The sequence below is a fragment of the Novosphingobium sp. NDB2Meth1 genome (genome assembly GCF_900117425.1).
Taxonomy (GTDB): Bacteria; Pseudomonadota; Alphaproteobacteria; order Sphingomonadales; family Sphingomonadaceae; genus Novosphingobium.
The window spans coordinates 77,149-90,619 of the sequence record NZ_FPEH01000014.1 but is presented as its reverse complement, the minus strand read 5'-3'; the positions used below and the strand labels follow the sequence as shown (position 1 = coordinate 90,619).

Genomic DNA, 13,471 nt, shown 5'->3' with positions numbered 1-13,471 from the left:
TCGTGCCACACAGCAAAACTATTCGCCCGCGTAGCGCCGTTCGATACAGCGCGTTTTTGGGGCATTGCACCTTTGTTCCCTAGTGCAGTGTCAGCCACCGTGCCCTCCCAGTTCGACGATGAGCGTCCTGAGATCGACGGGCGTCGGGCTGGCGAAGCGCACCGAGTCGCCGCTCGCCGGGTGGATGAAGCCAAGCTCGGCGGCGTGCAGTGCCTGCCGGCGAAAGCCGAGCCGGGCGAGCAAGGGCTTGTGCTGGGAAGAGGTGCGTCCATAGACCGGATCCCCCACTAGCGCATGGCCGATTGATGCAAGGTGAACGCGCACCTGGTGGGTTCGCCCGGTCTCGAGCCGGCATTCGACCAGTGCCGCGCCGCTCAAGACTTCAATGGTGCGGTAGTGCGTCACCGCGTGCTTGCCGCGTCCTTCCGAGACCAGCGCCATCTTCTTGCGATCCCGCTCGCTGCGCCCGATCGCCCCGCGCACCGTGCCCGCCGCCGGCACCGGCACCCCGGTCGTCACCGCCTGATAGACGCGGTGGATCGAATGGTCGGCAAACTGCCTGGCCAGCCCCTCGTGCGCCGCATCGGTCTTGGCGACGACCAGCAGCCCGGAGGTATCCTTGTCGATCCGGTGGACGATCCCCGGCCGGGCCACCCCGCCGATGCCCGAGAGCTGGCCCCGGCAATGATGCAAAAGCGCGTTGACCAGCGTCCCATCGGGATTGCCCGCCGCCGGATGGACCACCAGCCCCGCCGGCTTGTCGACGACGATGAGGTGCGCGTCCTCGTAAACCACGCTCAGCGGAATATCCTGCGCCGCCGCCTCGGCCGGTGTGGCTTCGGGCACGCGGATCGAGAACGGCGTCCCTTCGGCGGGCTTGAGCGAGGCCTGCGCCGCCGTCTTGCCCGCCAGCGCAACCCGCCCCTCGTCCATCAGCGCCTTGATCCGCTCGCGCGAGAGGCCCGAGACATCGGCGAGCGCCCGGTCGAGCCGCAGCCCGCCGGTCGGAATCACGCCCTCGATGATCGTCTCGCATGCCCCCATGGTTCGTGCGATATGGGAAGCGTGTCAGCGCCCCGCAAGAACCTGGGGCTTCGGCAGTTCCGCCCGCAGGAAATCGAGCATCGCGCGGACTTTGCCCGGCAGGAAATTCCGGCTCGGATAGATCGCCCAGACGCCGGTGTCGAAGTCGGTCGCCGCCACATCATGCGCCGGAAAGCAATCGACCAGTCGGCCCGCAGCCAGATCGTCCGCAATCATCCAGTCCGCCAGCAACGCCGGCCCCATCCCCGCCAGCGCCGCCTCGCGCAGCCCCAGCGCGCTTGAGATCAGCAGCCGCCCGCCGACCGGCACCACTTCTTCGGCACCTCTCTCATCGCGGAAAATCCAGCGGTCACGAAAGCCCGCCAACGTGAACCGCAAAACCTCGCAAGCCGCCAGATCAGCCGGAACAGCAAGCGGATGCGCAGCCAGCCATTCCGGCGCCGCCACCACCCTGTAGCGCGTCGATACCAGCCGCGTCGCGATAAGGTTCGCTTCCACCGCCGGAGCCAGCCGTACCGCCAGATCGATCCCCTCGCGCACCAGATCGACTTGCGTGTCGCTCATCAGCAGCTCGACCGTCAGCTCCGGATAGCGCGCGCGGAAGCGCGCCAGCATCGGCATCACGCGCACCATCCCGTAGGCGACCGAGACCGAAAGCCGCAGCGTCCCCACCGGCCCGCGTCCGATCGCCCGCGCTTCCGCCCCGGCTTCCTCCAGCTGCGCCACCAGCGGCTCGATCCGCGCGAGATAGAGCGCGCCCGCCTCGGTCAGCGAAAGCTTGCGCGTGGTGCGGTGAAACAGGCGCTCGCCCAGCTCCGCCTCGATCACCCCCACCGCGCGCGAGATCGACGATGGCTCGGTACCCCTGGTGCGCGCGACTTCGGAGAAGCTCCCCCGGTGCGCCACCTCGGCGAATATCCGCAGCGTCTCGATGTCCATGCGCCCACCTTTGCGTATTGCGCAAAGGTATATCGCAAACGCCCGCCTTTTTCAATTTCACGAGCGGCAATACCTGCGAGCCATCCACTCCAGAGAAGGCCCTCCCTATGACCACACTTCTCCGTATCGACGCCAGCGCCCGCACCGAAGGCTCGCATTCGCGCGACCTCGGCCACGCCTACGAAGCCGCCTGGCGCGCGGCCCACCCCGGCGGCACCGTCGTTCACCGCGATCTCGCCGCGAGCGCGATCCCGCAGATCACCGCGCCGACCATCGCCGGGTTCTACACCCCCGCCGATGCCATGACCGACGAGCTGCGCGCCGCCACCGCCCTTTCCGATGCGCTGATTGCCGAACTCATGGGCGCAGACGACGTGCTGGTGACCACGCCGATGTACAACTTCAGCATTCCCGCCGCGCTCAAGGCCTGGGTCGACCAGATCGTGCGCATCAACGCCACTTTCAGCTATGATGGCACCAGCTTCACCGGCCTCGTCACCGGCAAGCGAGTCACCATCGCAATTGCCTATGGCGCCGGCGGCTACGGCCCGGATGGCGCGCTTGCCGCGCTCGATCTGGTGCGCCCCTACCTCCAGACCCTGTTCGGCTTCCTTGGCTTCACCGAAGTCCACGTCGTCAGCGTCGAGGCAACCACGGGCGATGCCGTCATGCTCGAAGCTGCCATGGTCGAAACCCGCCGCGTGATCGCAGCGTTCGCCGCCTGAACGGAGACTGACCCCATGAACCCCATCGATCTCACTGGCCGCGTGGCCCTCATCACCGGCGCCAATCGCGGTATCGGCGCCGCCATCGCCGCCCGTCTTGCCGCAGCTGGTGCCCACGTCGTCGCCACCGCGCGCAGCCTCGCAGCCGCCGAAGCCACCGCCACCACGCTCCGCGCCGCTGGTGGCAGCGCCGATGCGCTCGCCGTCGACGTCACTGACTACACGGCTGTCGAGGCCGCGATGGCCGCCACTCTGGCCCACCATGGCCGTCTCGATATCGTGATCGCCAATGCCGGCTCGATCGAACCCATCGCCCGGCTGGGTGACAGCGATCCCGCCGCGTGGAGCGCGGTCGTCGACGTCAACCTCAAGGGCGTCTACAACACCGCGCGCGCCGCGCTCGCCGCGCTGCTGGACAGCCGCGGCACGTTCCTCGCGATGAACTCGGGCGCGGCCAATGCCCCGATGGAAGGCTGGAGCCACTACTGCGCGACCAAGGCGGCGGTGCAGATGCTCACCCGCCACCTCCACAAGGAGTATGGCGAGCAGGGCCTGCGCTCGATCGGCCTCTCGCCGGGTCCGGTCGCGGGCGAGATGCAGGCAGCGATCCGCTCCTCCGGCCTCAATCCGGTCAGCCGCCTTGCCGACAGCGCCTACATTTCGGCCGAAGCGGCTGCCGAAGCCGTAGCGTGGCTCTGCACCCCGGCGGCAGACCCGTTCCTCGGCACCGACTTCTCGATCAAGACCGCAGAAGGCCGCCGCCTCGTAGGGCTGGACCGCCTCGCCGCCTGAACCGGACGCGCGCGCCAGCCTTCAGGCAACAATCAGAATGTCAGTGAACGACAACGCCGGGCGCACCGTATCGCCGAGCGTCGCGATCAGCACGGCGGCCCTGCTGCCGGTGCCATCGGGATCGTAGAACACGTTCCCGGTGGCCTGGTTGTAGATGATCCGGTCCGTCGCATCGTGCGCCGCCGTACCCGCATAGAACGCGTCGGCACCCAGCGCACCAACTGCGCCCAGCGCCGTGAACACCGTCTTGCTGAAGGCGAGCTTGTCGCCGTCGCTGGCCGTGAAGTCGGTCACGATATCGAGAGAGCTGCCAAGGGTCGTGCTCGAAAGCGTCGAAAAGACGAAGGTGTCGTTGCCCAGCCCGCCCGTCAGCCGGTCCTGCCCGGTGCCACCGTCCAGCATATCGTTGCCCGCGCCACCGTCGATGGTGTCCGCACCGCCCAGACCGGACAGGACATTGTTGCCCGCGTTGCCGGTCAGCACGTTGGCGTCCCTGCTTCCCGTTCCGTCGATCGCGGCGGTGCCGGTCAGGATCAGGTTCTCGACATTGATCGCGAGCGTGAAACTGGCCGACGCTTCGACTGTGTCGGTCCCGGCAGCCACGCCCTCGCGCACGATATCAAGGCTGTTGTCGACGATGTAGCGATCATCCCCCGTGCCGCCGATCAGCGTATCGATGCCTGTGCCGCCATCCAGCGTGTCATTGCCGGCGCCGCCGTTGAGCGTGTCGGCACCGCCAAGCCCCTTCAGCACGTCATTGCCGTCCACGCCGAACAGCGAGTCCGTTCCCGCAGCGCCGGTTATCACGTTATCCAGCGTGTTTCCGTAGCCGCTGTAGGTGCCGGCATCGGCATAGGTGAACGTCAGGTTCTCGACGAAGCTGCCCAGCCGGTAGGTCGCGAGCGCGGTCTGCACCGTGTCGGTTCCCTCGTTGGCCAGTTCGATCACCCTGTCGGTGGCACTGTCCACCACATAGGTGTCATCGCCGCTGCCGCCGGTCATGGTGTCGTTGCCGGTCCCGCCATCGAGCCTGTCGTTGCCGCCCAGCCCGATCAGCTGGTCATTGCCGCCGAGCCCGCGCAGCACATCATCGCCCGTGCCGCCTGTCAGCACGTCGTTGCCGGTGGTGCCGGTGCCGGCACCGGCCGAAATCAGATCGATGGTCTTGTCGGCAAAGCGCAGATGCTCGACATTGATCACCGTCCGCACGCCCGTATAACCGCCATTGCGCAGGCTCACCTCAAACTGGGCGGTGCCGGTCTGCACGATCTGGTAGTTGCTGGCCGCTCCGCCGAACACCGCGGTGTCATTGTTTGCGCCGCCATCCAGAATGTCGTTGCCTTGTCCGCCCACCAGCGTGTCGTCGCCCGCGCCGCCGCGCAGGATATTGTCGGTGTCGTCACCATAGATCAGGTCATCGCCGCCAAGGCCGGAGATCGCACCGATGTGATCCGGACGCACCACGATGATATCGTTGCCGCTCGTCGCCTGCACGCTGCCGGTGCTGAACAGTCGGGCGATGGCGGAGCCGCTGCTCGTCCGGGAGTCGAGCGCGGTTGCCGCAAACCCGCCGCCATCGACGCCGGTTATCTGCACCGAGGTGTGGGAACCCGGGTCAAGCTGGAACGTCAGGCCGGCTCTGGTTCCGGTCCCGTCAAAGGCCTGACCATACAAGCCGGCTCCGTTGCTCGAAGCGCTGTTTTGCCACGTAACCAGAAAGTTGCCGTCGTCGAGCGCGGCGACATCCGAGTTGATGGAACCGCCAGGAACGGATTGCACGAGGATCGGCGCGCCCGCTGCAGTGCCGGAACTGCCATAGAGCTGAACCCAGACATCGGTCGCAAAGCCGGCTCGCGCGGAATTCTCCACCCAGTTCACCGCGAAGCCGCCATCGGCAAGCGCGGCGATCGATACGGATTCCCTGGCCGTGCCGAGGGCGTAAGACGCAGATCCATCGACCACGATTTCGGGACCGAGCACCTGCAGCGCCGCGTCGGCAATCCGGACGACGATTGACGCGGTGGGGGACGCTGGCGGGCCATCAAACTTCAGATAGGAAACGGCAAAGGACCCGCTGGTGAGCCGAGCAGCGTCAAAAGCAATGATTTGCGACTGGCTTGTCGGCGTCGTGCTGATCTGTGTGAACCCGCTCAGGATCGTCCCGGATGAATCGACCAGTTGCGCAAAGACATTGATGTTTTCGTTGGGCAGCGACGTCCGCGACAGCACATAGAACTGATCGCCCCCGGCCGCGACGATCCGCGGAGCCGCAGCACCGGAAATGAGCGCGCTCGAATAACTTCCCGCAAGGAAGGGATCGCCGAGCGACGTACCATCCTCGTCATAGGCATGCGCGACGATGCCGCTGCCATTCGTGCCCCTGCCGCTCTCCTCCCACGCAATCACGAACTTGCCGTCGTCCAGCGCCGTTACGCTGGGGTTGAGCTTGAAGCGCTGCTCGGCGGGATTGGGCGGGTCATTGACCAAGAACTGCCCGCCTGCGGTAGTGCCGTTGGCATTGAAAACCTGCGCGAGAATATTGTTCGCGCCGCTGTTTCCATCGACCCACACCACCACGTACCGGCCGCCCGAAAGCCGCCCGATCATGGTTTGCTGCTCGGTCGCCAAGGGGTCGTTGTTGGACCATGTGGTCCCGAGACTATTGTACACCGCCATGACATTTCCCCCGGACCACAACCAATTTCGACCATTCCAGCGGATTGATACCGTTTTATGTCAGCCCTCAGGGTGGAACGATTGACCGCCGCTTGCCCCCCCACATCAGCCCTCCGACGTCGGGCAACGACCCGGCGATGGTGATTAGATGACCCTCTGATGCGCGCTCCCCCGCTTGCGGGGAGCGGTTCCCGACCAGACCCGGCATCGCGGTCGATCCCGCGCGGCAGAATGAGGGGGTGGGCACCGCCCTCATCGCCGAACTGGCCACACGGCTCGTCACAGCGGGCAACCGGGTGCTGATCGTGGAGACGTCCAGCCTCGAGGGCTACACGGCGACGCAGGCGTTCTATGCCGCGCTCGGCTTCACCCGCGAAGCGCGCATCCGCGACTTCTACGAGGACGGTAACGACAAGATCGTCCTCTGGAAGCGGCTGGGCGGCTGATGGACAGGTAGCATCCTTCGACAGGCTCAGGACAAGCGGATGCTATCCCATCCCGGTTCCAACCAAAACCGCTCGTGCTGAGCTTGTCGAAGCACCATTCACAACGCTAGCCCAGCAGCATGGGCTTTCACACCTACCTGCTGCGTTGCGCCGATGGTTCATACTACGCCGGTCATACCGACAACCTCGAACAGCGCATCGGACAGCACCAGACCGGCGTGACCGGCGGCTATACTGCGCGCCGCCGGCCTTTGGTTTTGGTGTGGTGCGAACGTTTCGACAGCCGCGATGATGCTTTTGCAGCGGAGCGGAAGATCAAAGGCTGGAGCCGAGCCAAGAAGGAAGCACTGATTGCGGGAGATTGGGCATTGGTTTCGGAGCTTGCCCGTAATCGGCAAGGTCGCGCCACCATCCTTCGACAAGCTCAGGATGAGCGGGGTGGGGATGGATCCTTGGGGGAAGAAAGATCCGCTGCTCTTGATGAGGTCATCCTGAGCTTGTCAAAGGGCGAACAGCCGAACAAAACTTCAGCACCAGTGCAAACCACCCTCTCACCCCAAGCCCATGCCGCTATCCTGCATGCCGCCACGCAGGCCCACCCGAACGAAGCCTGCGGCCTGCTCTTCGGCACGGCCAGCCACATCATCGCCGCCGAGCGCGCAGCCAACGTACACCCCCAACCGCATCGCCATTTCGAGATCGATCCTGCCGCGCTGATCGCCGCCCACAAGGCCGCGCGCGCGGGTGGACCAGAGCTGATCGGCTACTTCCATTCGCACCCCAATGGCCTTGCCTGCCCCTCCGAGACCGATGCCGCCATGGCTTCCGGCGATGGCCGCATCTGGGCGATTGCCGCGGGGGGAGACGTCAGCCTGTGGCGCGATGCCCCATCCGGGTTCGAAGCGCTTTCCTACCGCTTCAAGGAGGGTTAAGGCTGGTAAGTGATGTCACGCCTGCCCCATCCCTCCATGCTTCGTGATGGCTTCCAGATGGCTCTGACCGGGGCTTTGCGCATTTCGCTCAGGACTGTGTCAACCGTGTCAACCTCTTCAGCGAAAAGGCCTGAATTCTGAACATGACCCCCGATTCGCTCGAACTCGCCAGCCTGCTCTGCTCGCGGCTGTGCCATGACATGCTCTCCCCCGTCGGCGCACTTACCAATGGTCTTGAACTCCTCGCCGACGAGAAGGACCCCGAGATGCGCCAGAAGTGCTTCGAACTGCTGGAGCAGAGCGCGCGCATCTCGGCGGACAAGCTGCGCTTCTTCCGCCTCGCCTTCGGCGCGGCGGGCGGCTTTGGCGACATGGTGCCGCTCGCCGAAGCACGCCAGCTGATCGACGCGCTGGTCGGCAACAACGGACGCATCCAGGCCAACTGGGCGCTCGCCGGAGACAGCCTGCCCAAGCCCGCGGTCAAGACCCTGCTCAACCTCGCGCTGATCGGCATCGAGGCGCTGGTTCGCGGCGGCACGCTCGATATCGCGGCGGAACTGCGCACCGATGGTGCGAAGCCCAGCAGCGAGATCGTGATCCGCGCCACTGGCGCCCGCGTGGTGTTCGATCGCACTATCGGCCTCGCGCTCGAAGGCCAATTGCCGGCGGAGGAACTCTCCAGCCGCACCGCGCCCGCCGCGATGCTGCGCGGCCTGGTCGACATGCTGGGCGGCACGCTCCAGTACCACGCCGCGCCCGAGGCACTCGTCATGGGGGCGATGCTGCCCGTCTCGGCCTGAGGATCAAGAGCGCCGATGAACCGCTGGCTGGTCCACCGCGAGGTCCCCTCGCCTAACTGGAACGAGCGCAAGTTGCCCGTTTCCATGGTGGTCCTGCATTATACCGGTATGCGCACGGCGGACGAAGCGCTGGAGCGCCTGTGCGATCCGGCTGCGGAAGTCTCGGCGCACTACATGATCGACGAGGACGGCACCGTCACCCGCCTAGTCGCCGAAGAGAAACGCGCCTGGCATGCCGGCCGTTCCTCATGGCGCGGGATCACCGATGTGAACTCGGCGAGCATCGGCATCGAGCTCGTCAATCCCGGCCACGAATTCGGCTATCGCCCGTTTCCCGAAGCCCAGATGGAAGCGCTGATCCCGCTCCTCGCCGACATCGTGAAGCGGCACGACATCCCCCGCGCCAACGTGGTCGGCCACTCCGATGTTGCCCCGGCGCGCAAGGAAGATCCGGGCGAGCTGTTCCCTTGGGACCTCCTCGCCCGCTACCGGCTGGCGCTCGCCAAGCCCAAGCTCGCCATCCAGCTGGTGTTCGACAACCCCGGCGCCTTCTACCTCGCGCTCGAACGCTTCGGATATGACATCACCGATCCCAGCGCCGCCGTCCGCGCCTTCCAGCGCCGCTGGCGCCCCTCGCGCATCGATGGCGAGGTGGATGGCCAGATCGGTGCGCTGCTGTTCGAGCTGCTGTTGGAACGCGACGTCGGGCGTGCTAGATAACCTCTCGCCAGGGGGCCGGGCAGCCGCGTGATCGCAAGATCCCGAGGAAAGTCCGGGCTCCACGAAACAAGGGTGGCGGGTAACGCCCGCCGGGTCCGCAAGGATCAAGGGAAAGTGCCACAGAGAGCAGACCGCTAACCCCGGATCCAGGTCCGGGGCAGCAAGGGTGAAAGGGTGCGGCAAGAGCGCACCGCGCGACCGGTAACGGAAGCGGCAAGGCAAACCCCACCCGGAGCAAGACCGAATAGGGACTGCGCGCCCCAAAAGGGCAGGCCTGTTTCGGGCCGGCAGTCCGGGTTGGTCGCTTGAGCGCGCCCGGCAACGGGCCGCCTAGAGGAATGGCTGCCGACGCGGATACGGTCGACACGTGCGATACCGTCCGCGCCACAGAACCCGGCTTACAGGCCCCCTGGCAAGTACCTGTACATGATCAAACTGTTTTCCTACCGGGGCTTGAGGCGCTAGGAAGCGGCACATGTCCGGCGCACACCATCATCATGACCATGATCACGGGCACGGGCACGCACATCACCACCATGCGCCCGCCAGCTTCGGCCGCGCCTTTGCCATCGGGATTGCGCTCAACACCGCCTTCGTGGCGGTCGAGGCGGTCTACGGTGTGCTTGCGGGCTCGATGGCGCTCGTTGCCGATGCGGGACACAACCTTTCCGATGTGCTCAGCCTCGCCGTCGCCTGGGCCGCCAGCGTGCTGGCGACGCGCCCGCCCTCGGCACGCTTTACCTATGGCTACAAGTCGAGCTCGATCCTCGCCGCGCTGTTCAATGCCGCACTGCTGATGATCGCGCTCGGGGCGATTCTGGTCGAGACGATCCACCGCCTGATCGCACCGCAACCAGTCGCTGCCGGGCCAGTCATGGTCGTCGCCGCCATCGGCATCGCAATCAACACCGCCACCGCGCTGCTGTTCCTGCGCGGGCGCGAACACGACATCAACATCCGCGGCGCCTATCTGCACATGGCCTCGGATGCTGCGGTGTCCGCCGGTGTGGTGGCCGCTGGCGCGCTGATTTCGGTAACCGGCGCGTGGTGGATCGATCCCGTCACCAGCCTTGTCATCGTCGGCGTGATCGCCTGGGGCACGTGGGGCCTTGCCAAGGATTCGCTGAAGATGGGCCTTCACGGCGTGCCCGCCTCGGTCGATGGGCATGCGGTCGAGCATCATCTCGAAGCCCTGCCCGGCGTCAGCGCCGTCCACGATCTTCACATCTGGCCAATGAGCACGACCGAAACCGCGATGACCGCGCATCTCGTGATGCCCGCAGGCCACCCAGGCGACGCCTTTCTGACCAGCCTCGCCCACACGCTGGAACATGACTTCGGCATCTGCCACGCAACCGTGCAGATCGAGACGACCGACCACGCCGGACATGCCTGCGCCCCGGCCTGCCAGCCGCGCACCAAGGTGGCTTAGGAGGCCGCTGGACAAGCCAGCGCGGACCGATACTCTCCTGTCCACGCCCTTGGAAGGAGCCTCCCCATGTCCTTAGATCGCCGCACCGCCCTGACCGCCGCTCTCACCGCCGCTGCCGCCAGCGCGCTTCCTGCCGCGGCCCAGACGACCGCCGCTGCCCCCTCAGGCCCGGTCTTCGCGCCTACTCCGGCCCCGCTGCCGTTCGATCCAGCCACGATCCCCGGCCTGTCCGCCAAGCTTCTCACCAGCCACCACGACAACAACTACGTCAGCGCGGTGAAGCGCATCGGCGCCATCAAGGGCGAACTCGCCAAGCTCGACATGGCGACCGTGCCCGGCTTCATGCTCAACGGCCTCAAGCGCGAGGAACTCATCGCGTGGAATTCGATGATCCTCCACGAAGTCTACTTCTCGTGCCTCGGAACCGGCGGCAAGCCCGGCGCCAAGCTCGGCGCGGCGATCGAACGCGACTTCGGCAGCTTCACCCGCTGGGCAGCCGAGTTTTCCGCCATGGGCAAGGCGCTCGGCGGCGGCTCGGGCTGGGTCCTCCTGCAATGGTCCCCGCACGACGGCCGCCTCACCAACCAATGGGCGAGCGACCACACCCAGACACTGGCAGGCGGCGTGCCGATCCTCGCGATGGACATGTACGAGCACGCCTACGCCATGGACTACGGCGCGAAAGCGGCGGCCTATGTCGATGCCTTCATGGCCGCCGCGACGTGGACGGCGGCGGATGCGCGGTTCGCGAAGGTTGCCGCATCCTAGGCCTAAAAGCAGATCGCCCGCTGGCTTTCACCAGCGGGCGATCAAGATTCAGTTGGCTGACGCGGCTGATCAGGCCGCTTCTTCCTTGCCCTTGTGCACCTGGACAGGCTCCTTGCGGCCATCGACCACATCGCGGTCGACCACCACTTCGGTCACGCCTTCCAGCGTGGGCAGATCGAACATCGTATCGAGCAGAAGACCCTCGACAATCGAGCGCAGCCCGCGCGCGCCGGTCTTGCGTTCGATGGCCTTCTTGGCGATGGCTTCCAATGCCTCGTCGGTGAAGGTAAGCTGCACGTCCTCGAGGTCGAACAGCTTCTGGTACTGCTTGATCAGCGCGTTCTTGGGCTCGCGCAGGATCTTGACCAGTGCCTCGATGTCGAGGTCGTTGAGCGTGGCGATCACCGGCAGGCGGCCGACGAATTCGGGGATCAGGCCGAACTTGAGAAGGTCCTCCGGCTCCGCCTTCTGGAGCAGTTCGCCCACCTTGCGCTTGTCCGGATCGGCGACATGCGCGCCGAAGCCGATCGACCGCTTCTGCAGGCGGTCGGAGATGATCTTTTCGAGACCCGCAAAGGCGCCGCCGCAGATGAACAGGATGTTGGTCGTGTCCACCTGCAGGAATTCCTGCTGCGGATGCTTGCGCCCGCCCTGCGGCGGCACGGAGGCGGTGGTACCTTCCATCAGCTTGAGCAGCGCCTGCTGCACGCCTTCGCCGGACACGTCGCGCGTGATCGAGGGATTCTCGGCCTTGCGGCTGATCTTGTCGATCTCGTCGATGTAGACGATGCCGTGCTGCGCCTTCTCGACATTGTAGTCGCTGGCCTGCAGCAGCTTGAGAATGATGTTCTCGACGTCCTCGCCCACATAGCCTGCTTCGGTCAGCGTCGTCGCGTCGGCCATGGTGAAGGGCACGTCGAAGGTCTTGGCCAGCGTCTGCGCCAGCAGCGTCTTGCCCGAACCGGTCGGCCCGACGAGCAGGATGTTCGACTTCGACAGCTCGACATCGCCGCCCTTGCCGCTGTGCTTGAGGCGCTTGTAGTGGTTGTGCACCGCGACCGAGAGCACGCGCTTGGCGCGGTCCTGCCCGATCACGTAGTCGCTCAGCGTGACGAAGATGTCGCGCGGGGTGGGGACGCCGCCATCCTTCTTTCCGGCAAGACCGGCCTTGGTCTCCTCGCGGATGATGTCGTTGCACAGCTCGACGCATTCATCGCAGATGAACACGGTGGGGCCGGCGATGAGCTTGCGCACTTCGTGCTGCGACTTGCCGCAGAAACTGCAGTACAGCGTGCTCTTGGTATCCGATCCGGAAAGCTTGGTCATTCCTGTATCCCAGACGCCCCTCCACGAGGGGCGGGCCCGATTATCCTACTACCCGGAGGGCATTAATCAACCGGACACGAAAATAGCGAACAATCCCTGATCCAGCATCCTGTCATTATTATGCAAAATACTGGAATCAGGCCTTAATCATGCAGAGGGCGCACCGCCCGTACCGTCCTCGACTCCGATCTGGTCGGACGCCGGCCGCGATTCGTACACCTTGTCGACGAGTCCGAACTTCAGCGCCTCGTCGGCTTCGAGGAACGTGTCGCGGTCCATCGCCTTTTCGATCTCCTCGAGTGAACGACCCGTGAACTTCACGTAGAGGTCGTTCATCCGCGCCTTCATGCGCAGGATTTCGCGCGCCTGGATCTCGATATCCGAGGCCATGCCGCGCGCGCCGCCCGAGGGCTGGTGGACCATGATGCGCGCGTTGGGAAGCGCGATGCGCATGCCCGGCTCACCCGCTGCCAGCAGGAAGCTGCCCATCGAGGCGGCCTGGCCGATGCACACGGTCGAGACGCGCGGGCGGATGTACTGCATGGTGTCGTAGATCGCGAGGCCCGCCGTCACCACGCCGCCCGGCGAGTTGATGTACATCGCGATGTCCTTCGAGGGGTTCTCGCTTTCAAGGAACAGCAGCTGCGCCACGATCAGCGAGGCCATGTTGTCCTCGATCTCGCCCGTCACGAAAACGATGCGTTCGCGCAGCAGGCGCGAGAAGATGTCGAAGCTGCGTTCGCCGCGGCTGGTCTGCTCGACCACCACTGGCACGAGCGCCCCGGTGATGGGATCCTGGGTGAAACGTCCCTGATTGCCGTAAACCGATGCGCCGTGGGCGCCGTAAAGATCGAGCATGGAGTCCTCTTTG

General features: G+C 65.5%; 13 protein-coding genes and 1 other RNA gene. 9 read left to right on the top strand and 5 right to left on the bottom strand.

Features of this window, described 5'->3' with window-relative positions; translation table 11 throughout:
- Positions 1 to 90: 90 nt before the first annotated feature.
- Together NDB2M1_RS07435 and NDB2M1_RS07430 are read right to left on the bottom strand one after the other, a co-directional pair.
- Positions 91 to 1,044, bottom strand: coding sequence for an RluA family pseudouridine synthase (locus tag NDB2M1_RS07435; RefSeq protein WP_072381019.1), 954 nt, complete (start codon positions 1,042 to 1,044; stop codon positions 91 to 93).
- 24 nt (positions 1,045 to 1,068) lie between these two features.
- Entirely contained in the window at positions 1,069 to 1,983 is a 915-nt protein-coding gene (locus tag NDB2M1_RS07430; RefSeq protein ID WP_072381017.1) for a LysR family transcriptional regulator, read from the bottom strand.
- Positions 1,984 to 2,090: 107 nt separating this feature from the next.
- On the opposite strand from NDB2M1_RS07430, the gene NDB2M1_RS07425 reads away from it, so the two are divergent.
- On the top strand, positions 2,091 to 2,708 hold the full coding sequence (locus tag NDB2M1_RS07425; protein WP_072381016.1) for an FMN-dependent NADH-azoreductase: 618 nt from the start codon (positions 2,091 to 2,093) through the stop codon (positions 2,706 to 2,708).
- Between the two features lie 15 nt (positions 2,709 to 2,723).
- A complete protein-coding gene (locus NDB2M1_RS07420) occupies positions 2,724 to 3,500 on the top strand; it encodes an SDR family oxidoreductase (RefSeq protein ID WP_072381014.1) in 777 nt (258 codons plus the stop codon).
- Positions 3,501 to 3,521: 21 nt separating this feature from the next.
- Here the strand turns inward: NDB2M1_RS07420 and NDB2M1_RS23305 are convergent, their stop codons facing one another.
- Positions 3,522 to 6,176 (bottom strand): calcium-binding protein, encoded by a 2,655-nt coding sequence (locus NDB2M1_RS23305; protein WP_072381012.1) that lies wholly within the window; start codon positions 6,174 to 6,176, stop codon positions 3,522 to 3,524.
- A gap of 206 nt (positions 6,177 to 6,382) precedes the next feature.
- Here NDB2M1_RS23305 and NDB2M1_RS07410 point away from each other — a divergent pair, with 206 nt between their 5' ends.
- The 7 genes from NDB2M1_RS07410 (at position 6,383) to NDB2M1_RS07375 (ending at position 11,274) form a co-directional block, all read left to right on the top strand.
- A complete protein-coding gene (locus NDB2M1_RS07410) occupies positions 6,383 to 6,622 on the top strand; it encodes a GNAT family N-acetyltransferase (protein WP_083554722.1) in 240 nt (79 codons plus the stop codon).
- Between the two features lie 119 nt (positions 6,623 to 6,741).
- On the top strand, positions 6,742 to 7,554 hold the full coding sequence (locus NDB2M1_RS23405; RefSeq protein WP_371328195.1) for a Mov34/MPN/PAD-1 family protein: 813 nt from the start codon (positions 6,742 to 6,744) through the stop codon (positions 7,552 to 7,554).
- Between the two features lie 143 nt (positions 7,555 to 7,697).
- Complete coding sequence (locus NDB2M1_RS07395; RefSeq protein ID WP_072381008.1) at positions 7,698 to 8,354, top strand: histidine phosphotransferase family protein; 657 nt, start codon at positions 7,698 to 7,700, stop codon at positions 8,352 to 8,354.
- A gap of 15 nt (positions 8,355 to 8,369) precedes the next feature.
- Positions 8,370 to 9,074 (top strand): N-acetylmuramoyl-L-alanine amidase, encoded by a 705-nt coding sequence (locus tag NDB2M1_RS07390; RefSeq protein WP_072381006.1) that lies wholly within the window; start codon positions 8,370 to 8,372, stop codon positions 9,072 to 9,074.
- Positions 9,075 to 9,081: 7 nt separating this feature from the next.
- Positions 9,082 to 9,491: RNase P RNA component class A (gene rnpB / locus NDB2M1_RS07385), an RNA gene on the top strand.
- A gap of 58 nt (positions 9,492 to 9,549) precedes the next feature.
- Positions 9,550 to 10,506, top strand: coding sequence for a cation diffusion facilitator family transporter (locus tag NDB2M1_RS07380; RefSeq protein ID WP_072381004.1), 957 nt, complete (start codon positions 9,550 to 9,552; stop codon positions 10,504 to 10,506).
- A gap of 66 nt (positions 10,507 to 10,572) precedes the next feature.
- Positions 10,573 to 11,274 (top strand): superoxide dismutase, encoded by a 702-nt coding sequence (locus tag NDB2M1_RS07375; protein WP_083554721.1) that lies wholly within the window; start codon positions 10,573 to 10,575, stop codon positions 11,272 to 11,274.
- Between the two features lie 69 nt (positions 11,275 to 11,343).
- On the opposite strand, the gene clpX is transcribed toward NDB2M1_RS07375, so the two are convergent.
- Positions 11,344 to 12,600: an ATP-dependent Clp protease ATP-binding subunit ClpX gene (gene clpX / locus NDB2M1_RS07370; protein WP_072381002.1), complete on the bottom strand. Its 1,257-nt coding sequence runs from the start codon at positions 12,598 to 12,600 to the stop codon at positions 11,344 to 11,346.
- A 147-nt stretch (positions 12,601 to 12,747) separates the two neighbouring features.
- Positions 12,748 to 13,458: an ATP-dependent Clp endopeptidase proteolytic subunit ClpP gene (gene clpP / locus NDB2M1_RS07365; RefSeq protein WP_072381000.1), complete on the bottom strand. Its 711-nt coding sequence runs from the start codon at positions 13,456 to 13,458 to the stop codon at positions 12,748 to 12,750.
- Positions 13,459 to 13,471 lie beyond the last annotated feature (13 nt).

Excerpts from the sequence above, each read along its gene's own strand:
- NDB2M1_RS23305 (WP_072381012.1), bottom strand. The coding sequence starts at position 6,176 with ATGGCGGTGTACAATAGTCTCGGGACCACATGGTCCAACAACGACCCC.
- NDB2M1_RS07395 (WP_072381008.1), top strand. The coding sequence starts at position 7,698 with ATGACCCCCGATTCGCTCGAACTCGCCAGCCTGCTCTGCTCGCGGCTG.
- NDB2M1_RS07390 (WP_072381006.1), top strand. The coding sequence starts at position 8,370 with ATGAACCGCTGGCTGGTCCACCGCGAGGTCCCCTCGCCTAACTGGAAC.
- NDB2M1_RS23405 (WP_371328195.1), top strand. The coding sequence starts at position 6,742 with ATGGGCTTTCACACCTACCTGCTGCGTTGCGCCGATGGTTCATACTAC.
- clpX (WP_072381002.1), bottom strand. The coding sequence starts at position 12,600 with ATGACCAAGCTTTCCGGATCGGATACCAAGAGCACGCTGTACTGCAGT.
- NDB2M1_RS07430 (WP_072381017.1), bottom strand. The coding sequence starts at position 1,983 with ATGGACATCGAGACGCTGCGGATATTCGCCGAGGTGGCGCACCGGGGG.
- NDB2M1_RS07380 (WP_072381004.1), top strand. The coding sequence starts at position 9,550 with ATGTCCGGCGCACACCATCATCATGACCATGATCACGGGCACGGGCAC.
- NDB2M1_RS07425 (WP_072381016.1), top strand. The coding sequence starts at position 2,091 with ATGACCACACTTCTCCGTATCGACGCCAGCGCCCGCACCGAAGGCTCG.
- clpP (WP_072381000.1), bottom strand. The coding sequence starts at position 13,458 with ATGCTCGATCTTTACGGCGCCCACGGCGCATCGGTTTACGGCAATCAG.
- NDB2M1_RS07375 (WP_083554721.1), top strand. The coding sequence starts at position 10,573 with ATGTCCTTAGATCGCCGCACCGCCCTGACCGCCGCTCTCACCGCCGCT.
- NDB2M1_RS07435 (WP_072381019.1), bottom strand. The coding sequence starts at position 1,044 with ATGGGGGCATGCGAGACGATCATCGAGGGCGTGATTCCGACCGGCGGG.
- NDB2M1_RS07420 (WP_072381014.1), top strand. The coding sequence starts at position 2,724 with ATGAACCCCATCGATCTCACTGGCCGCGTGGCCCTCATCACCGGCGCC.